Below are 20065 nucleotides of genomic sequence, written 5' to 3' on the forward strand. Positions count from 1 at the left end.
GTCCTCGGATCGGTCCACGGGTCTGTCCCCGGATCTACCCACGGGTCTGTCCCCGGTTCGGTTCCCGGATCTGCCCACGAGCCCGTCGACGGACCCTGCCGGGCAGTCCCACGCTCGGACGGCACCCCCACGCGCGGCCGTGCACGCCGCCTCCGGCCACCGGCTCGGCGCGGCTCACCCCCGCCAGGAGGGGCCCACGGACCTGCGCCTGGTGCCGCCCGCGCTCGCGGCCTGGGCGACGGCGGCGGTCATGCCGACCGCGTCGGCCGGTTGGGCCGTGGGCATGGTGACCGGTGCCCTGGTCCTGGCGGGCGTACTGCTCCGGTGGGAGCGGAGGCGGCGCGCGACGCGCGGACGGCCCCCGGTAGCCGTCGCCGCCCTGCTCCTCTGTGTCGCCGCGGCCGCCACCTCGGCCGCGCTGCACGGCGCGGACCTGCGGCGCGGACCCGTGCCGGGGGCGGGCCGGCAGTACGCCGCGGTCACCGCCGAAGTGGAGGTCACCGCAGATCCCCGCCTCACCACGCCGCGGGTCCGGGGCAACCGTGCAGCCCCGCCCACGGTGCTGATCGAGGCCGACGTACGACGGGTCATGCAGAAGGACTCCACGGTGGTCTCGACGCGGACGCCGGTGCTCGTGCTCGTCGACGTGGGGGAGGAGGACCCGGGTGAGGACGGCGACGACGGCGGTGCCCGGCCGTCCCGTGCCGGTCCCGCGGCCTCGCGCTGGCTGGGGCTCCTGCCGACCACCCGGCTCCGCGTCACCGCCCGCTCGTCGCCCCCGAGGACGAGTGGGGACCGGATCGCCGCCGTGCTGCGGGTACGGGGCGGCCGGGCCGCGCCCGAGGTGGTGGCCGGTCCGTCGTCGGCGCAGCGGCTGGCGGGGCGGCTGCGGGCCGGGTTGCGGGAGGCGACGGACGGTCTGCCGGGTGACGCGCGGGCGCTGCTCCCGGGCCTGGTCGTGGGGGACACGTCGCGCGTCACTCCGGAGCTGGAGGAGGCGTTCAAGGAGACGGACCTGGCGCACACGCTGGCCGTCTCGGGGGCCAACTTCACGATCGTGCTCGCCCTGCTGCTCGGCCCGCCCGGGCTGGCCCAGCGCAGTGAGCGCCGGGGAGTCGCGCCCCGTCTCGGGCTCTCCCTGCGGACGACGGCGCTGCTCGGCGGTGCGCTCGCACTCGGCTTCGTGGTGGTGTGCCGGCCCGACCCGAGCGTGCTGCGGGCCGCGGCCTGCGGGTCCGTCGCCCTGCTCGCCCTGGCCACCGGACGGCGCAGATCGCTGCTCCCGGCGCTGGCGACGGCCGTGCTGGTGCTCGTGCTGTACGACCCGTGGCTGGCCAGGAGTTACGGGTTCCTGCTCTCGGTGCTGGCCACGGGGGCACTGCTCACGCTCGCGCCTCGGTGGAGCGCGGCGTTGCGGCGGCGCGGGGTGCCGCCGCGCCTGGCGGAGGCGCTGGCCGCCGCGGGGGCCGCGCAGGCCGTGTGCGCGCCGGTCGTCGCCGTGCTGTCGGCGAGGGTGAGCCTGGTGGGGGTGCCGTGCAACCTGCTGGCGGAGTTCGCGGTGGCCCCGGCCACCGTGCTGGGGTTCGCGGCGCTGGCGACGGCGCCGGTGGCGATGCCCGTGGCCAAGGCGCTGGCCTGGTGCGGGGGCTGGCCGGCCGGGTGGATCGCGGGGATCGCCCGCGCCGGGGCCGCGCTGCCCGGCGCGGGAGTGGACTGGCCGGGAAGCTGGGCGGGGGCGGCGCTGCTCGCGCTCGTCACGGCGGTCGGGCTGCTCGTCGGGCGGCGGCTGCTGCGGCATCCCTGGTGGTGCGGGGTCTGCGCGCTGCTGCTGGTGCTGGCGGTGGTGCAGCCGCCGCCGCTGGCCCGGGTGATCAAGGGCTGGCCGCCGCCGGGCTGGCGGATGGTGATGTGCGACGTGGGACAGGGCGACGCCATGGTGCTCGCGGCGGGGGAGGGCGCGGGCGTGGTCGTGGACGCCGGGCCCGATCCGGCGCTGGTGGACGGCTGTCTGCGCTCGCTCGGCGTCACCCGCGTCCCGCTCGTGGTGCTGACGCACTTCCACGCCGACCACGTCGCCGGGCTGTCCGGGGTGTTGCGGGGGCGTGCGGTGGGGGCCATCGAGACCACCGCCCTCGAAGAGCCCGCGGACCAGGCCGACGCCGTCCGCAGGCAGGCGGCGGCGCGACGGATCCCCCTGCGGCACGCGGCCGCCGGCGAGCGGCGACGGGCCGGCCCGCTCTCCTGGGAGGTCGTGTGGCCGCCGTCCGGCACCGGCCCGGGGGCGATGCCGCCGACGAGCACCGAGGGACCCAACGACGCCAGTGTCACCCTCCTGGTGCGGACGGCCGGCCTGCGTCTGCTGCTGCTCGGGGACCTGGAGCCGCCGGCCCAGCGGGAGCTGGCGCGCTCCCCGGCGGCAGCGGCGCTGGCAGGGGTCGACGTGCTCAAGGTCGCCCATCACGGGTCGGCTCATCAGGACCCGGACCTCATCCGGAGGGTGGCTCCGCGCCTGGCCCTCATCAGCTGCGGCGCGGACAACACCTACGGGCACCCGGCCCCGGACACGGTCGCGGCCCTGCGCGGCCAGGGGGCGACGGTGCTGCGCACGGACCGGGACGGTGCCCTGGCAGTCGCGGGCTCGGGCGGGGCGCTGCGGGTCCTGGGAGACTGAGGGCATGGATTCCGCACAGGTCGACGCCTATCTCCGCCGACTGGGGGCCGAGTACCCGGCGCGGCCCACCCTCGACGCGCTGCGCGCACTGCACCTGCTTCATCTTCGGACGGTGCCGTTCGAGAACCTCTCCGTCCACCTGGGCGAGGAGATCGTGCTGGAGGAGGGACGGCTGCTGGGCAAGGTGGTGGGCGGGCGCAGGGGCGGTTTCTGCTACGAACTCAACGGTCTGTTCGGCGCGTTGCTCGCGGCGCTCGGATACGAGGTCACGCTGCTCGCCGCGCGGGTCTACGGGGACGGGGGCCGGCTCGGGATCCCGTACGACCACATGGTGCTGCTGGTGCGGACGGTGGACGGGGGCGACTGGCTGGCGGACGTCGGGTTCGGGGCGCACAGCCACGGTCCGCTGGCGTTCGGGGAGCGGGCGGAGCAGGAGGACCCCGGGGGCACGTTCCGGGTCGTGGAGGCGGGGCCGGACGCGGCCGGGGTGCGCGGTGCGGAAGCCACGGCGCGGGCGGCCGACCTGGACGTGCTGCGCCAGGGGCGGCCGGTGTACCGGGTGGACGTCCGCCCGAGGGTGCTGGACGACTTCGTGTCCGGCGCGTGGTGGCACAGCACCTCTCCCCGGTCGCACTTCCTCCAGTCGACGGTCTGCTCCCGGATCACCGAGGACGGGGGACGGATCACGCTCAGCGGACGCCGGCTCACGGCGACGGCCCCCGACGGCGACCGGGAGGAACGCGAGTTGGGCACGGACGAGGAGGTGCTCACCGCGTACCGCGAACACTTCGGCATCCGGCTCGACCGGGTCCCGGTACGGCGGGGTGCCGATACCGGGTGAGTGGTCCCGTGTTGCCTCGAAAGCCCCATCGGTGATCGAATGTTAATTCGTCAACTAATTCTGATGTGGGGCAGAGGGTGTCGCAGATGATCGGCCGCTTGCTGGGAAGCCGTACGAAGCGGGTGCACCGGACGGGTCCGCTGGCTGCTGTGAGCACCCCGCCGGACGCCGGGGTGCTCAGCTGCCGGGTTCTCGACCCGGTCCACGAGCCGGTGCCGAACGCGGAGTTCGTGGTCAGCGACAGCATGGGACGCAAGGTGGTCGGCGGCGGCACGGATCCCTTCGGGTCGTTCCTGGCGGCGGTGCCCGCGGGGGAGTACCGGCTCGCCGTCTCCGCCGAGGGCTACACGCCGTACCGGGCGTCCGTGACGGTCGCCGAGGACGCGCTGGCCTCGCTCGGTGACGTGACCCTCCAGGTGGCCCAGCCGCCGGAGCTGCCCGCGCCGGGCGACTGGGAGATCGAACCGGCGCACTCCTCGATCGCGTTCACCGCGCGGCACATCGGACTGGCCCGGATCCACGGCCGGTTCAACTCCTTCGCGGGCGCGGTGCGGATCGCGGACGAGATGGAGCGGTCGGCGATGCACGTGGTCATCGACGCGGCCTCCATCGACACCAACGTGAAGATGCGCGACGACCACCTGCGTTCGGCCGACTTCCTCGACGTGCAGCGGTTTCCGACGCTGGAGTTCTACAGCGACCGGTTCACGCACCGCGGCGGCAACCGGTGGGCCGTCACGGGGGCGCTGACCCTGCACGGCGTGACGCGCACGGTCACGCTGGACACCGAGTACCTCGGGCTCGGCAACGGCATGGAGGGCGAGACGCGGGCGGCCTGCCGCGCCACCACCGAACTGCACCGCGACGACTTCACGGTGAGCTGGCAGACGATGCTGGCCCGCGGCATCGCCGTGGTCGGGCCCAGCATCCGCATCGACCTCGACGTGCAGACCGTGCCCAAGGGCTGACCGCCCCCGCGCCCCGCTCGCCGCGCGGTGCCCGACAATGGCACCCGTGAGCGATGTGAGACATGTACTGGTGCTGCCCGACCGCGACGCGGCGGAGGAGGCGGCCCAGGCACTCGGGGAGCGGTTCGGGCTCCCGGCTCCTGAGGGACGCGCTGGCCGGCGAGGACGACGCCGAGGACGCCCAGTGGCTCGTCCTCCTGTGCGACGAGCGGGCACTGCTGGACCCCGGCGAGCTGGACGAGTTCGCGGGGGAGTGGGAGGGCTGGCGCGAGGAGCCGTAGCCCCGCGCCGGCCACCCGGCATCGGCGGCCGGCGTCCGTTGTCAGTGGTGCGTGCGATGCTTGTCGCGATGGCCAGGAAGACTGCGAATGACGACCCTCTCGCCCCGGTGACCCTTGCCGTGGGCCAGGAGGACCTCCTGCTCGACCGTGCCGTGCAGGAGGTGGTGGCCGCCGCGAAGGCCGCCGACGCCGACACGGACGTACGCGACCTGACCCCCGACCAGCTGCAGCCCGGCACGCTCGCCGAGCTCACCAGCCCCTCGCTCTTCGCCGAGCGCAAGGTCGTGGTCGTACGCAACGCGCAGGACCTGTCCGCCGACACGGTCAAGGACGTCAAGGCCTACCTCGGCTCTCCCGCCGAGGAGATCACCCTCGTCCTGCTGCACGCGGGCGGCGCCAAGGGCAAGGGCGTCCTGGACGCCGGCCGCAAGGCGGGCGCGCGCGAGGTGGCGTGCCCGAAGATGACCAAGCCCGCGGATCGGCTGGCCTTCGTGCGCTCGGAGTTCCGTACCGCCGGGCGGTCGGCCACCCCCGAGGCGTGCCAGGCCCTGGTCGACGCGATCGGCAGCGACCTCAGGGAGCTGGCCTCGGCGGTGTCGCAGCTGACCGCCGACATCGAGGGGACGATCGACGAGGCGGTGGTCGGGCAGTACTACACGGGACGGGCGGAGGCATCCAGCTTCACCGTCGCCGACCGGGCCGTCGAGGGACGTGCGGCCGAGGCCCTGGAGGCGCTGCGCTGGTCGCTGTCGACCGGGGTCGCGCCGGTGCTGATCACCAGCGCACTGGCACAGGGCGTGCGGGCCATCGGCAAGCTCTCCTCCGCCCGCGGTGGCCGCCCCGCCGACCTCGCCCGCGAGCTGGGGATGCCGCCCTGGAAGATCGACCGCGTCCGGCAGCAGATGCGCGGCTGGACACCGGACGGGGTCTCGGTGGCCCTGCGCGCCGTGGCCGAGGCGGACGCGGGGGTGAAGGGCGCCAGTGACGATCCCGAGTACGCGTTGGAGAAGGCCGTGGTGACGATCGCACGCGCGGCACGCTCACGCGGACGCTCGTAGCCCGCCCCCACCCGCTCCACCCACCCCGGCCGCTCCACCCACCCCGGCCGACCGAATGCCCCGGCGTAGGGCAGACCGAAGGCCCCGGCGTCCGTCCGGGGAAGGACGGCCACCGGGGCCTTCGGATCAAGCTCGCGGATCCATGCCCGCGTGGCGAACGCAGGCCGCGCATGGATCCTGGGTGCCGGACGGGAGCGGATGAGAGAGGGCCCGCTCTGGGTCCACCCGGCGATCAGACCAGATGAGGGGTTCAGCCCTTGAGGGCGCCGACCTTGGTCGCAAGCGCCGACTTCTTGTTGGCGGCCTGGTTCTTGTGGATGACACCCTTCGAGACGGCCTTGTCGAGCTGACGCGCGGCGACGCGCTGGTACTCGGTGGCCTTCTCGACGTCACCCGCGGCAGCGGCCTCACGGGCCTTGCGGATCGCGGTCTTCAGAGAGGACTTGACGGCCTTGTTGCGCAGCCGGGCCTTCTCGTTGGTCTTGTTCCGCTTGATCTGGGACTTGATGTTCGCCACGAATTGAGCCTTTGCAGGTTCAGGCACGAGGCCGCGAAGGTCCCGTACCGATGATTTCTTGAAGGAGTGCCTCGCGCTGAGAGGGCATGAGACACAGCCCCCCACAGTACCAGCGGCCCGCAGCGCCCCCAAAACCCGGCCGCAACCAGCCCGCAACCGGCCCGCGACGCGGCCACAACCCGGCCTCGGGCCGTCCCAGACCCATCCCGGCTCCCCACCCGTGGGACGATGGAGTCTACGTATCGATCCGACCCGAGACCCGAGACCGCAGACACTGCGGACGCCTCAAGAATCAGGACCCTGCGTGCCCGCGATCCCCAGCCATGTGCCCGAGCCGAGCCGTACCGACCCGGCGCTGATCCGCAACTTCTGCATCATCGCGCACATCGACCACGGCAAGTCCACGCTCGCCGACCGGATGCTCCAGCTGACCGGTGTGGTCGAGCAGCGGCAGATGCGCGCCCAGTACCTCGACCGCATGGACATCGAGCGCGAGCGCGGCATCACGATCAAGTCCCAGGCGGTGCGACTGCCGTGGGCGCCGACCCACGACAAGAGCAGCACGCACATCCTCAACATGATCGACACCCCCGGGCACGTCGACTTCACGTACGAGGTCTCGCGGTCGCTGGCCGCCTGCGAGGGCACGATCCTGCTCGTGGACGCCGCCCAGGGCATCGAGGCGCAGACCCTCGCCAACCTCTACCTGGCGATGGAGAACGACCTCACGATCATTCCCGTGCTGAACAAGATCGACCTGCCGGCCGCGCAGCCCGAGAAGTTCGCCGAGGAACTGGCCAACCTGGTCGGCTGCGACCCGGACGACGTGCTCAAGGTCTCCGCCAAGACCGGCCTCGGCGTCGACGCGCTGCTCGACAAGGTGGTCGCCGAGATCCCGGCCCCGGTCGGCGTCAAGGACGCCCCCGCCCGCGCGATGATCTTCGACTCGGTCTACGACTCGTACCGCGGCGTCGTCACGTACGTCCGTGTCATCGACGGTCAGCTCAACAAGCGCGAGCGGATCCGGATGATGTCCACCGGCGCCACCCACGAGCTGCTGGAGATCGGCACCAACTCGCCGGAGATGCTCGCCGCCGACGGCCTCGGCGTCGGCGAGGTGGGCTACCTGATCACCGGCGTGAAGGACGTCCGCCAGTCCAAGGTCGGTGACACCGTCACCAGCCAGCACAAGGGCGCCCAGGAGGCGCTCGGCGGCTACAAGGACCCCAGGCCGATGGTCTTCTCCGGCCTGTATCCGCTGGACGGCTCCGACTACCCCGAGCTGCGCGAGGCGCTGGACAAGCTCCAGCTCAACGACGCCGCCCTGGTCTACGAGCCGGAGACCTCCGCCGCCCTCGGCTTCGGCTTCCGCGTCGGCTTCCTCGGCCTGCTGCACCTCGACGTGATCCGCGAGCGGCTCGAGCGCGAGTTCGGCCTCGACCTGATCGCCACCGCGCCCAACGTGGTCTACCGCGTGATCATGGAAGACGGCACCGAGCACACCGTCACCAACCCGAGCGAGTTCCCCGAAGGCAAGATCAACGAGGTCTACGAGCCGGTCGTGCGCGCCACCATCCTGGCGCCGACCGAGTTCATCGGCTCGATCATGGAGCTGTGCCAGACCCGGCGCGGCACCCTGCTCGGCATGGACTACCTCTCCGAGGACCGGGTGGAGATCCGCTACACCCTCCCGCTCGCGGAGATCGTCTTCGACTTCTTCGACCAGCTGAAGTCGAAGACCCGTGGCTACGCGTCGCTGGACTACGAGCCCACCGGCGAGCAGACCTCCAGCCTGGTCAAGGTCGACATCCTGCTGCACGGCGACAAGGTGGACGCGTTCTCCGCGATCACCCACAAGGACGCCGCGTACGCGTACGGCGTACGGCTGGTCGCCAAGCTGCGCGAGCTGATCCCGCGGCAGGCCTTCGAGGTGCCCATCCAGGCCGCCATCGGCTCCCGGGTGATCGCCCGCGAGACCATCCGTGCCATCCGCAAGGACGTCCTCGCCAAGTGCTACGGCGGTGACATCTCCCGTAAGCGGAAGCTGCTGGAGAAGCAGAAGGAAGGCAAGAAGCGGATGAAGATGGTGGGTTCCGTGGAGGTTCCGCAGGAGGCCTTCATCGCGGTCCTCTCCAGCGATGACAGCGCGGGGTCGGGCAAGGGCAAGAAGTAACCGCTCCGCGGCATGCCGAGTCCTGGCAAAAAGGACGCAGAGGGGCCCGTCGTGCGAAAGTGCGGCGGGTCCCTTCCCATGTCACGGGGGCGCGTCTGTAGGAAGTGACAGGGCGCGGACTCTTACGCGGGGGCCGGTCGCCCTTTACTCTGATGCCTGCCCCGTAGTTACTCGTGAGTTAAACAAGTGATCGGGCAACTGTCCGAGCCCTGCCTGAACACCGCCCGAGAGTGAATCCAGCCGCACCTGAGCAAGCCGCGCCGTCGCGGGCCCACGGAGGATGTCGTGAGCGACACACAGACAACGATCGAGAACCGTCCGCCCTCCGTGGCGGGACTCTTCCTGGAGCGGGTGGCCGCCACGCCGGACGCCGAGGCGTACCGCTACCCGGTGCCGCCCGCCTCGGGCGAGGGCCCCGACGAGTGGAAGTCGCTGACCTGGTCCCAGGCCGCCGAGCGGGTCTACGCGATCGCGGCCGGCCTGATCGAGCTGGGCGTGCAGCCGCAGCAGCGCGTGGCGCTGGCCTCCGCCACCCGGCTGGACTGGATCCTCGCCGACCTCGGCATCATGTGCGCGGGGGCGGCGACGACCACCGTCTACCCGCAGACCAACGCCGACGAATCGGCGTACATCCTCTCCGACTCCGAGAGCCGCGTGCTGATCGCCGAGGACGCCGCGCAGCTGGCCAAGGCCAGGGAGAAGCGGGCGGAGCTGCCGGAACTCACCCACGTCGTGGTGATCGACGCGACCGGCGCGGACACCACCGAGGACTGGATCCTCACCCTCGACGAGCTGGAGCGCAGCGGCGCGGCCCGCCTGGAGACGGACCCCGAGCTGGTCGTCAAGCGGGTCGGCGCGCTCACCAAGGACCAGCTCGCCACCCTCATCTACACCTCCGGCACCACCGGCAAGCCCAAGGGCGTGCGGCTCCCGCACGACTGCTGGTCGTACATGGCGAAGGCCATCGCCGCGACCGGCCTGGTCAGCGGGGACGACGTGCAGTACCTGTGGCTGCCGCTCGCGCACGTCTTCGGCAAGGTGCTGACCTCCGGCCAGATCGAGGTGGGTCACGTCACCGCCGTCGACGGCCGCGTCGACAAGATCATCGAGAACCTGCCGGTGGTCCAGCCGACCTACATGGCCGCCGTGCCGCGCATCTTCGAGAAGGTCTACAACGGCGTCGCCGCCAAGGCCCGCGCGGGCGGCGGGGCCAAGTACAAGATCTTCCAGTGGGCGGCCGGCGTGGCCCGCGAGTACGCCAAGGTCACCCAGGACAACTTCAAGCGCACCGGCACCGCAAGCGCCCCCGCCGGGCTGCGCACCAAGCACGCCGTCGCCGACAAGCTCGTCTACGCGAAGATCCGCGAGGCCTTCGGCGGCCGCCTGCGCGCCTGCGTCTCCGGCTCGGCCGCCCTCGCCCCCGAGATCGGCTACTTCTTCGCCGGCGCCGGCATCCACATCCTGGAGGGCTACGGCCTCACCGAGTCCTCCGCCGCGTCCTTCGTCAACCCCGGCGAGGCCTACCGCACCGGCACGGTCGGCAAGCCGCTGCCCGGCACCGAGGTGCGCATCGCCGACGACGGCGAGATCCTGCTGCGCGGTCCCGGCATCATGGAGGGCTACCACAAGCTGCCCGAGAAGACGGCGGAGGTGCTGGAGGCCGACGGCTGGTTCCACACCGGCGACATCGGCGAACTCTCCGCCGACGGCTACCTGCGGATCACCGACCGCAAGAAGGACCTCATCAAGACGTCCGGCGGCAAGTACATCGCGCCCGCCGAGGTCGAGGGCCAGTTCAAGGCGGTCTGCCCCTACGTCTCCAACATCCTGGTGCACGGCGCCGACCGGAACTTCTGCACCGCGCTCATCTCCCTCGACGAGATCGCCATCGCCGAGTGGGCCAAGGAGAACGGCCTGGAGGGGAAGCCGTACGCGGAGATCGTCGCGGCGCCGGTGACGGTGGAGATGGTCGACGGCTACGTCAAGCAGCTCAACGAGGGCCTCCAGCGCTGGCAGACCATCAAGAAGTTCCGCCTGCTCCCGCGCGACCTGGACGTCGAGCACGGCGAGATCACCCCGAGCCTCAAGCTCAAGCGGCCGGTCGTGGAGCGGGAGTACAAGCACCTGATCGAGGAGATGTACGAGGGCTCGCGCGAGGCGTGAGCGCGCTCGCCGCCCCTCGCTCCGTGGCGGATGCTCGGAACCGTCCGTTTTCCGGCGGAGTCCGAGCATCCGCGTAGCACGGATCTCACCCATGGCGGCCGACTTCGGTAACTCCGTGCTTATGAACGGGTCCGGTCTGTCACTCTGTCGGCATCGACTGCGAGCACCTCGCACGAACTGCCCGGGGAGACGTCCATGGGGGCCATTCCGACGCAGCGGGAGACCGCCTTCCGCGCCAGCGGGGCACCCGCGTACACCGCCGGTGCATCCGCCCAGGAGTGCGCGCGGGCGCACGTGGTGCTGCTCGGCAGCTCCCTGGCGCCGGGCGCCGCGCGCGCGATGGTGCGGGCGGCGCTCGCCGACTGGTCCGCGCGCGGCCTGCCCGGCACGGAACAGCTGACCGAGCACCGCGCCACCGACGTCCTGGTGGTCGTCAGCGAGCTGGTCACCAACGCCGTCGTGCACGCCGGCACGGACGTCGAGGTCGTCTGCCGGATGGAGGAGACGGGCACCCTCGTCGTCGAGGCCACGGACCACCACCCCTCCCGCGCGCCGAGGGGCGGCGACCACGGGACACCGCAGGACCCCTCCGAGTACGGGCGCGGCCTGCGGCTGGTCGCCGCGCTCTCGGAGGCCTGGGGGATCACCTACCGGCCGGGCACCAAGACGGTGTGGGCCAGGCTCCCGGCCGCGGGTACGGAGGCGGCGGCGGACGCCGGGAGCGACGCCCTGACCGCCGGGCAGATCGAGGTGTACGTCCCGGACGAGGCTCCGGAGAGCCCGGGCACCGGCCTGCGAGGTCTGCGCGACCGGGAGTGGCTCGGGCGCGGCGCGCTCTCCTTCCTCGCCGAGGCCTCCGACCTCCTGGCCGGGCAGCTCGACGAGGACCTGGTCGCCTCGCTCACCGGGCAGCTCGTCGTGCCGCGGCTCGCCGACTGGTGCGGGGTGTGGCTGGAGGACGAGTCCCTGGGCCGGGGCGCCTGGAGCGACGACCCCGGCACGGCGGTGGGCGCCCGGCTGGCCCGCGTCTGGCACGCCGGCGAGGGCCACATCGACGAACTGCGCCGAGCCCTGGAGAAGGACCCGCCCCGCGCCCGCGACCCGTGGCGCTCCGGCCCCGTCGGCCACCCCTGGCCCGCCGAGGCACTCGGCACGCACGGCGCCGCGCTCGCCTACCGCCTGGTCGCCGGGGGCAGGCCGCTCGGCTCCCTGGTCATCGGACGGGCCGGCACCGCGGGCTTCCCCGACGAGATCACCGGCCTGGTCGAGGACCTCAGCCGCCGCGTGGCGCTCGCCATCGGCGCCGCCCGCCAGTACGCGCGCCAGGCCACCATCAGCGCCGTCCTCCAACGCGGCCTGCTGCCCGGCGCCGTCGCCGAGATCCCCGGCGTGCGCAGCGCCCTCGTCTACGAGCCCTGCGACAAGGGCGGCCCCAGCGGCGACTTCTACGACCTCTTCCCGGCCGGCGACGGCCGCTGGTGCTTCGCCGTCGGCGACGTCCAGGGCAAGGGCCCCGAGGCCGCCGTCGTCATCGGCCTCGCCCGGCCCTGGCTGCGGCTGCTCGCCCGGGAGCAGTACGGCGTCCCCGACGTCCTCGACCGCCTCAACCAGCTCCTCCTCGACGACGCCACCGAGGCCGCGGACGCCGCCGCCCGCGCCCTGGTCGCCGTCGGCGGACCGCCGGTTGCCCCGGGCGACGGACCGCAGACCCGCTTCCTGTCCCTGCTCTACGGCGAACTGGAACCCTTCGAGGGCGGCGTCCGCTGCACCCTCGCCTCCGCCGGGCATCCGCTGCCGCTGCTCCTCGGACCCGACGGCGCGGTGCGCGCGGTCGCCGCGCCGCAGACCCTGCTCGGCGTCGTCGAGGACGCCACGTACGCCAGTGAGACCTTCGAGCTGTGGTCCGGCGACACCCTGCTCTGCGTCACGGACGGGGTCACCGAGCGGCGCAGCGGCTCCCGCCAGTTCGACGACGGGGACGGGCTCGCCGCGGCGCTCGCCGGGTGCGCCGGTCTCGACGCCGAACTGGTCGCCGAGCGCATCCGGCGGCTGGTGCACGAGTTCGGGCCCCGGCCCCCGGAGGACGACCTGGCGCTGCTGGTGCTCCAGGCCGAGTAGCGGCGGGCGGCCGGGCAACCGGGTAGCGGCGCCCGTACGGGACAATGGACGCATGCCCTCCGCACTCCCCGACGGCGAACCCGTCCCCGCCGACGGTGCCCTGCCCGCGTCCGCGCTCGCCGGGGCCACCGACCGCCCCCTCGGCTTCTACCTGCACGTGCCCTACTGCGCGACCCGCTGCGGCTACTGCGACTTCAACACCTACACCGCGACCGAGCTGCGCGGCACCGGCGGCGTCCTCGCCTCCCGCGACAACTACGCCGGGACGCTCGTCGACGAGGTCCGCCTGGCCCGCAAGGTGCTCGGCGACGACCCGCGCGAGGTCCGCACGGTCTTCGTCGGCGGCGGCACCCCCACGCTGCTGCCCGCCGGGGACCTGGTGCGGATGCTGGGCGCGATCCGCGACGAGTTCGGCCTGGCGCCGGACGCGGAGGTGACGACGGAGGCCAACCCCGAGTCGGTCGACCCCGCCTATCTGGCCACCCTCCGCGAGGGCGGCTTCGACCGGATCTCCTTCGGCATGCAGAGCGCCCGGCAGCACGTCCTGAAGGTCCTGGACCGCACGCACACCCCCGGCCGCCCCGAGGCCTGCGTCGCCGAGGCCCGCGCGGCCGGATTCGACCACGTCAACCTCGACCTGATCTACGGCACCCCCGGCGAGTCCGACGACGACTGGCGGGCCTCCCTCGACGCCGCGCTCGGCGCCGGACCCGACCACGTCTCGGCGTACGCCCTGATCGTCGAGGAGGGCACCCAGCTCGCTCGGCGCATCCGGCGCGGCGAGGTCCCGATGACCGACGACGACGTGCACGCCGACCGGTACCTGATCGCCGAGGAGACCCTCTCGGCGGCGGGCTTCGACTGGTACGAGGTGTCGAACTGGGCCACCTCCGACGCCGGCCGCTGCCGCCACAACGAGCTGTACTGGCGGGGTGCCGACTGGTGGGGCGCGGGGCCGGGAGCCCACTCCCACGTGGGCGGTGTGCGCTGGTGGAACGTGAAGCACCCCGGGGCGTACGCCGGGGCGCTGGCGGCGGGGAAGTCGCCGGGGGCCGGGCGGGAGATCCTCACGGACGAGGACCGGCGTGTGGAGCGTGTCCTGCTGGAGCTGCGGCTGCGGGAGGGGGTGCCGCTGTCGCTGCTGCGGGAGGCGGGGCTCGCGGCGTCCCGGCGGGCGCTGTCCGACGGGCTCCTCCAAGAGGGCCCCTACGCGGCGGGGAGCGCGGTCCTCACGCTGCGCGGACGGTTGCTGGCGGATGCGGTGGTGCGGGATCTGGTGGACTGAACAGCCTGTTTCGCCCCCGCCGCCCCTACCCGTCCCGTCCCGGGGGCTCCGCCCCCGGACCCCCGCTCCTCAAACGCCGGAGGGGCTGAAGACGTGACTTACGCGGTCACGAAGTCGATCAGTTCCTCCACCCGGCCCAGCAGCTCCGGCTCCAGGTCCTTGTACGAGCCGACCCTGGCCAGGATCGCCTGCCACACCGCCCCGGTGTTGTCGGCGGGCCAGCCCAGGGCCCGGCACACACCCGTCTTCCAGTCCTGCCCGCGCGGCACCCGAGGCCAGGCGTCGATCCCCACGGACGACGGCTTCACCGCCTCCCAGATGTCGATGTAGGGATGGCCGACGACCAGGGCGTGCTCGCCCGTCACCGCCTCCGCGATGCGGGACTCCTTCGAACCCGGCACCAGGTGGTCCACCAGGACGCCGAGCCGCGCGTCCGGCCCCGGGTCGAAGTCCTCGACGATCGACGGCAGGTCGTCCACGCCCCCCAGGTACTCCACGACGACGCCCTCGACGCGCAGGTCGTCGCCCCAGACCTTCTCGACCAGCTCGGCGTCGTGCCGCCCCTCGACGTAGATGCGCCCGGCGCGCGCCACCCGGGCGCGTGCGCCGGGGACGGCGACCGAACCGGAGGCCGTACGGGAGGGGCGTACCGGGCCGGACGCGGGCCGCACCAGCGTCACCACGCGCCCCTCCAGCAGGAAGCCGCGCGGCTCCATCGGGAACACCCGGTGCTTGCCGAAGCGGTCCTCCAGCGTCACCGTGCCCGCCTCGCAGCCGATCACCGCGCCGCAGAACCCGGTGCCGGGCTCCTCGACCACCAGGCCGGGGTCGGCGGGTACCTCGGGTACGGGCTGCGACTTCTTCCACGGAGGGGTCAGGTCGGCGGAGTACTGGCGCATTCTGCCGACGATACGAGGAATCCGCCGTTCGTGATCAGTGCGACACGCCGAAACGCACGGACAGCGCGTCCCGTTGGGCCCGGACGAACGCCGCGTCCACCACCGCTCCGTGCCCGGGGACGTACCGCGCGTCCGCGCCGCCCAGGTCGAGCAGCCGGTCCAGGGCCGCGGGCCAGTGCGACGGTACGGCGTCGGGGCCCGCCTGAGGTTCGCCGGACTCCTCGACCAGGTCCCCGCAGAACACCACCTCCGGGTCGCCCGGCACCAGCACCGCGAGGTCGTGGCCGGTGTGCCCGGGGCCCACGTTGGCGAGCAGGACCTGCCGCCCGCCGCCCAGGTCGAGCGTCCGCTCGCCGCAGACCTCGTGCGGGACGCGGACCAGCGCGTCGACCGCCTCCTCCGCCCGCCGCTCGTCCAGCCCCTGAGCCACAGCGTCCGCGCGCAGCGCCTCCCGCCCGTGTCCGCCCGGCGCGAACACCGCGTCGGTGCCCACCGCGCCGTAGACCTCCGCGCCCGCGAACGCCGCGGCGCCGAGGACGTGGTCGAAGTGCGGGTGGGTCAGCGCGAGATGCGTCACACGGTGGCCGGCCAGCCGTTGCGCCCCCGCGCGCAACCGGGCGCCCTCGCCCAGGCTCGATCCCGCGTCGATCATCAGCACCGCGTCGGTGCCGAGGACCAGCCCGGCCGTGCAGTCCCAGCCCGGCAGCCGGCACCGGCCCACTCCGGGCGCCACCCGCTCCCATCCCAGGTCTTCCCAAGTCACCGTCACGACCACGACGCTATCGCCACACGGTCTCGCCGCACGTCGGCGTGGCCCCGGCCTTGCCGGGGGCGTACCCCACGGCCGTACACTGGGCCGGGGAAGTCTGGCACTCGCGCGTCGTGAGTGCCAGGACGGACCGGCAGGGCAGCGGACGACGACTTCTGGAGGTGTGCGCGGATGCTCAGTGAACGCAGGCTCCAGGTGCTGCGCGCCATCGTCCAGGACTACGTCGGCACCGAGGAGCCGGTCGGTTCCAAGGCCCTCACCGAGCGGCACAACCTCGGCGTCTCGCCGGCCACCGTGCGCAATGACATGGCGGCCCTGGAGGACGAGGGGTTCATCGCCCAGCCGCACACCAGCGCCGGGCGCATCCCGACCGACAAGGGCTACCGCCTGTTCGTCGACAAGCTGGCCGGCGTCAAGCCCATGACCGCGCCCGAGCGGCGCGCCATCCAGAACTTCCTGGAGGGCGCCGTCGACCTCGACGACGTGGTGGCCCGCACGGTGCGGCTGCTCGCGCAGCTGACCCGGCAGGTCGCCGTCGTGCAGTACCCCTCGCTGACCCGCTCGACCGTGCGGCACGTGGAGTTGCTGGCCCTCGCGCCCGCGCGCCTGATGCTCGTGCTGATCACGGACACCGGCCGGGTCGAGCAGCGGATGGTCGACTGCCCGGCGCCGTTCGGCGAGGCGTCCCTCGCGGATCTGCGCGCGCGGCTCAACAGCCGGGTCGCGGGCCGTCGTTTCTCCGACGTGCCGGGTCTGGTCGAGGAACTGCCGGATGCCTTCGAGGCCGAGGATCGCGGTACGGTCTCCACCGTGCTCTCCACTCTCCTGGAGACGCTGGTCGAGGAGAACGAGGAGCGGCTGATGATCGGCGGCACCGCCAATCTGACCCGCTTCGGGCACGACTTCCCCCTGGTGATCCGGCCGGTGCTGGAGGCGCTCGAGGAGCAGGTCGTGCTCCTCAAGCTGCTCGGCGAGGCGAAGGATCCGGGCGTGACCGTGCGAATCGGTCATGAGAACGCCCATGAGGGACTCAACTCCACGTCCGTCGTGTCGGTGGGCTACGGTTCGGGCGGCGAGGCGGTTGCCAAGCTCGGCGTGGTCGGACCGACCCGCATGGACTACCCGGGAACGATGGGAGCGGTACGCGCAGTGGCACGGTACGTCGGACAGATCCTGGCGGAGTCGTAGGTGGCCACGGACTACTACGCCGTACTCGGCGTGCGCCGCGACGCGTCCCAGGACGAGATCAAGAAGGCGTTCCGGAGGCTCGCCCGCGAGCTGCACCCGGACGTCAACCCCGATCCGAAGACCCAGGAGCGGTTCAAGGAGATCAACGCCGCCTACGAGGTGCTGTCGGACCCGCAGAAGAAGCAGGTCTACGACCTCGGCGGCGACCCCCTCTCGCAGGCCGCCGGCGGTGGCGCGGGCGGCTTCGGCGCGGGTGGCTTCGGGAACTTCTCGGACATCATGGACGCGTTCTTCGGTACGGCGTCGCAGCGCGGGCCGCGCTCGCGCACCCGCCGCGGCCAGGACGCGATGATCCGCATCGAGGTCGAGCTGGACGAGGCGGCCTTCGGCACGACCAAGGACATCCAGGTCGACACGGCCGTCGTCTGCAACACCTGCAACGGCGAGGGCGCGGCGCCCGGAACGTCGGCCCAGACGTGCGACATGTGCCGCGGCCGCGGTGAGGTCTCGCAGGTCACCCGGTCCTTCCTGGGCCAGGTCATGACCTCGCGGCCCTGCCCGCAGTGCCAGGGCTTCGGCACCGTGGTCCCGACCCCGTGCCCCGAGTGCGCTGGCGACGGCCGCATCCGTTCCCGGCGCACCCTCACCGTGAAGATCCCGGCCGGTGTGGACAACGGCACCCGGATCCAGCTCGCGGGCGAGGGCGAGGTCGGCCCCGGCGGCGGCCCGGCCGGCGACCTGTACGTCGAGATTCACGAGCTGCCGCACTCCACTTTCCAGCGCCGCGGCGACGACCTGCACTGCACGGTCACCATCCCGATGACGGCGGCGGCCCTCGGCACGAAGGTGCCGCTGGAGACGCTCGACGGCATGGAGGAGATCGACATCCGCCCGGGCACCCAGTCCGGCCAGTCGGTCCCGCTGCACGGCAGGGGCGTCACCCACCTGCGCGGCGGCGGCCGGGGCGACCTCATCGTCCACGTCGAGGTGACCACCCCGACCAAGCTCGACCCCGAGCAGGAGCGCGTCCTGCGCGAACTGGCCGCCCTGCGCGGCGAGGAGCGCCCGCAGGGCCAGTTCCAGCCTGGGCAGCAGGGTCTGTTCTCCCGGTTGAAGGACGCGTTCAACGGGCGCTGAGGCGGGCGGCCGTGGGCCGGTCGGGATGCGGATGCTTCTGGCGTATGCCGACGGAAGCCCGGATTCGGACTTGTTCGGAGGACGTGACAACATGCCGTCATGTCCTCCGCACTGACCGATCTCTTCCCCTACCCGATCGTGCAGGCGCCGATGGCGGGCGGCGTCTCCGTGCCGCGGCTCGCCGCCGCGGTCTGCGAGGCGGGCGGGCTGGGATTCCTGGCCGCCGGGTACAAGACCGCGGACGGGATGTACCAGGAGATCAAGGAGCTGCGGGGGCTGACCGCACGCCCCTTCGGCGTCAACCTCTTCATGCCGCACCCGGAGACCCCCGACCCGGCGGCCGTCGGCGTGTACGCCCACCAGCTGGCCGGCGAGGCCGCCTGGTACGAGACGGAACTCGGCGACCCCGACAGCGGCCGGGACGACGGCTACGACACCAAGCTCGCGGTGCTGCTGGACAACCCCGTGCCGGTGGTCTCCTTCCACTTCGGCGTCCCGAGCACCGAGGTCGTCGACTCCCTGCACCGCGTCGGCACCTTCGCCCTGGTCGCGGCGACCACCGCGGACGAGGCCCGCGCGGTGGAGCGGTCCGGTGCCGACGCGGTGATCGCGCAGGGCGCCGAGGCGGGCGGCCACCAGGGCACCCACCGGGACAACCCGGAGACCGGCGGCGCCGGCACCGGACTGCTGTCGCTGGTCGCCCAGGTCCGGGAGGCGGTGAGCCTGCCCATCGTCGCCGCCGGCGGCATCATGCGCGGCGGTCAGATCGCCTCGGTCCTCGCGGCCGGCGCGAGCGCGGCCCAGCTGGGCACCGCCTTCCTCGCCACCCCCGAGTCCGGCGCGCACGAACTGCACAAGCAGGCGCTGACCAACCCCCTGTTCGTGCGCACCGAACTGACCCGCGCCTTCTCCGGCCGGCCGGCCCGCGGCCTGGTCAACCGCTTCCTGCGCGAGCACGGCCCCTACGCCCCCGCCGCCTACCCGGACGTGCACCACCTCACCGCCCCGCTGCGCAAGGCCGCGGCGAAGGCGGGCGACGCGCAGGGCATGGCGCTCTGGGCCGGGCAGGGCCACCGGATGGCTCGCGAGCTGCCCGCCGGACAGCTGGTGGAGGTCCTGGTGGCCGAACTCGCCGCCGCCGGGACAGCGTTGTCGCACTATGCGACGGGAGGCGCGGGCCGATGACGGCACCGGTGTTCGTGGTCGACTCCCTCGGCCCGGAGGACCTGACGGCGGGGGAGTACGTCCTCGACGGACCCGAGGGACGGCACGCCGTCTCCGTGAAGCGGCTGCGGCCCGGCGAGGACGTCGTCCTCACCGACGGCCGCGGACACTGGGCCGAGGGCGTGGTGAAGGCCGCCGAGGGCAAGGACCGCCTCGTCGTCACGGACCTGGGGACGGTCCACGAGGAACCGCCGGAGCAGCCCCGGATCACCGTCGTCCAGGCCCTGCCCAAGGGCGACCGGGGCGAGCTGGCCGTGGAGACGATGACCGAGGTCGGCGTCGACGCGATCGTGCCCTGGGCGGCGTCCCGCTGCATCACGCAGTGGAGGGGCGAGCGCGGCCAGAAGGCGCTCGGCAAGTGGCGGGCGACGGCCCGCGAGGCCGGCAAGCAGTCCCGCCGGGTCCGCTTCCCCGACGTCGCGGACGCGGCGACCAGCAAGCAGGTTGCCTCACTTCTGGCCACCGCCGGCTTCGCCGCCGTACTCCACGAGAGCGGCGACGAACCGCTGGCCGCCGCCGAACTCCCCGCCTCCGGCGACATCGTGCTGGTGGTCGGCCCCGAAGGCGGTGTCTCGCCCGAGGAGTTGGCCCTCTTCGCCGAGGCCGGAGCCCGGCCCTACCGCCTGGGCCGCAGCGTCCTGCGCACCTCCACCGCGGGCACCGCGGCGACCGCCGCCCTGCTGACCCGCACCGGCCGCTGGTCCTGACGGCGCCCGCCGCCACCGTGGCCGTATGCCCCCTACCGCCCGCCCCGGACCGGTGGGAGGCTGCCC

Annotated in this window: 15 protein-coding genes and 1 pseudogene; 13 read left to right on the forward strand and 3 right to left on the reverse strand. The window is 73.1% G+C overall.

All coding sequences use genetic code 11. The annotated features are described in order from the left end of the window. The first annotated feature begins 139 nt into the window (after window positions 1-139). From ACGF3J_RS02425 to holA, 5 genes and pseudogenes are all read left to right on the forward strand, one after another. Window positions 140-2671 (forward strand): ComEC/Rec2 family competence protein, encoded by a 2532-nt coding sequence (locus tag ACGF3J_RS02425; RefSeq protein ID WP_393853417.1) that lies wholly within the window; start codon window positions 140-142, stop codon window positions 2669-2671. Between the two features lie 4 nt (window positions 2672-2675). Further along, the gene (locus ACGF3J_RS02430) at window positions 2676-3512 is read left to right on the forward strand and encodes an arylamine N-acetyltransferase (protein ID WP_161329463.1); all 837 of its coding nucleotides are present in this window, start codon (window positions 2676-2678) and stop codon (window positions 3510-3512) included. Window positions 3513-3598: 86 nt separating this feature from the next. After that, entirely contained in the window at window positions 3599-4480 is an 882-nt protein-coding gene (locus tag ACGF3J_RS02435; RefSeq protein WP_161329464.1) for a YceI family protein, read from the forward strand. A 46-nt stretch (window positions 4481-4526) separates the two neighbouring features. Then, window positions 4527-4761, forward strand: a pseudogene (locus tag ACGF3J_RS02440) (hypothetical protein). A gap of 68 nt (window positions 4762-4829) precedes the next feature. After that, window positions 4830-5819 (forward strand): DNA polymerase III subunit delta, encoded by a 990-nt coding sequence (gene holA, locus ACGF3J_RS02445; protein ID WP_202558298.1) that lies wholly within the window; start codon window positions 4830-4832, stop codon window positions 5817-5819. A gap of 250 nt (window positions 5820-6069) precedes the next feature. Here holA and rpsT read toward each other — a convergent pair whose 3' ends face one another. Continuing rightward, complete coding sequence (rpsT, locus tag ACGF3J_RS02450) at window positions 6070-6336, reverse strand: 30S ribosomal protein S20 (protein ID WP_122620158.1); 267 nt, start codon at window positions 6334-6336, stop codon at window positions 6070-6072. 304 nt (window positions 6337-6640) lie between these two features. On the opposite strand from rpsT, the gene lepA reads away from it, so the two are divergent. The 4 genes from lepA (at window position 6641) to hemW (ending at window position 14075) form a co-directional block, all read left to right on the forward strand. After that, a complete protein-coding gene (gene lepA / locus ACGF3J_RS02455; protein ID WP_161329466.1) occupies window positions 6641-8509 on the forward strand; it encodes a translation elongation factor 4 in 1869 nt (622 codons plus the stop codon). A 285-nt stretch (window positions 8510-8794) separates the two neighbouring features. Next, the gene (locus tag ACGF3J_RS02460; protein ID WP_161329467.1) at window positions 8795-10672 is read left to right on the forward strand and encodes an AMP-dependent synthetase/ligase; all 1878 of its coding nucleotides are present in this window, start codon (window positions 8795-8797) and stop codon (window positions 10670-10672) included. 195 nt (window positions 10673-10867) lie between these two features. Continuing rightward, complete coding sequence (locus ACGF3J_RS02465; RefSeq protein ID WP_161329468.1) at window positions 10868-12790, forward strand: SpoIIE family protein phosphatase; 1923 nt, start codon at window positions 10868-10870, stop codon at window positions 12788-12790. Window positions 12791-12842: 52 nt separating this feature from the next. After that, window positions 12843-14075, forward strand: a complete 1233-nt coding sequence (gene hemW, locus ACGF3J_RS02470) for a radical SAM family heme chaperone HemW (RefSeq protein ID WP_161329469.1) — start codon at window positions 12843-12845, stop codon at window positions 14073-14075. A gap of 98 nt (window positions 14076-14173) precedes the next feature. Here the strand turns inward: hemW and ACGF3J_RS02475 are convergent, their stop codons facing one another. Both ACGF3J_RS02475 and ACGF3J_RS02480 read right to left on the reverse strand, forming a co-directional pair. After that, window positions 14174-14974: a DUF3097 domain-containing protein gene (locus ACGF3J_RS02475; protein WP_161329470.1), complete on the reverse strand. Its 801-nt coding sequence runs from the start codon at window positions 14972-14974 to the stop codon at window positions 14174-14176. A gap of 34 nt (window positions 14975-15008) precedes the next feature. Beyond that, window positions 15009-15743, reverse strand: a complete 735-nt coding sequence (locus tag ACGF3J_RS02480; RefSeq protein ID WP_161329471.1) for an MBL fold metallo-hydrolase — start codon at window positions 15741-15743, stop codon at window positions 15009-15011. A 171-nt stretch (window positions 15744-15914) separates the two neighbouring features. Here ACGF3J_RS02480 and hrcA point away from each other — a divergent pair, with 171 nt between their 5' ends. The 4 genes from hrcA to ACGF3J_RS02500 all read left to right on the forward strand — a co-directional run bounded on the left by hrcA (window position 15915) and on the right by ACGF3J_RS02500 (window position 19999). After that, on the forward strand, window positions 15915-16931 hold the full coding sequence (hrcA, locus tag ACGF3J_RS02485) for a heat-inducible transcriptional repressor HrcA (RefSeq protein ID WP_161329472.1): 1017 nt from the start codon (window positions 15915-15917) through the stop codon (window positions 16929-16931). Beyond that, window positions 16932-18068, forward strand: a complete 1137-nt coding sequence (dnaJ, locus tag ACGF3J_RS02490) for a molecular chaperone DnaJ (protein ID WP_114530671.1) — start codon at window positions 16932-16934, stop codon at window positions 18066-18068. Between the two features lie 99 nt (window positions 18069-18167). After that, the gene (locus ACGF3J_RS02495) at window positions 18168-19253 is read left to right on the forward strand and encodes a nitronate monooxygenase (RefSeq protein ID WP_161329473.1); all 1086 of its coding nucleotides are present in this window, start codon (window positions 18168-18170) and stop codon (window positions 19251-19253) included. Further along, complete coding sequence (locus ACGF3J_RS02500) at window positions 19250-19999, forward strand: 16S rRNA (uracil(1498)-N(3))-methyltransferase (RefSeq protein ID WP_161329474.1); 750 nt, start codon at window positions 19250-19252, stop codon at window positions 19997-19999. The genes ACGF3J_RS02495 and ACGF3J_RS02500 overlap by 4 nt, the downstream gene beginning before the upstream one ends. Window positions 20000-20065: the final 66 nt, after the last annotated feature.

This window comes from Streptomyces sp. NPDC048171 (assembly GCF_043202655.1).
GTDB lineage: Bacteria > Actinomycetota > Actinomycetes > Streptomycetales > Streptomycetaceae > Streptomyces.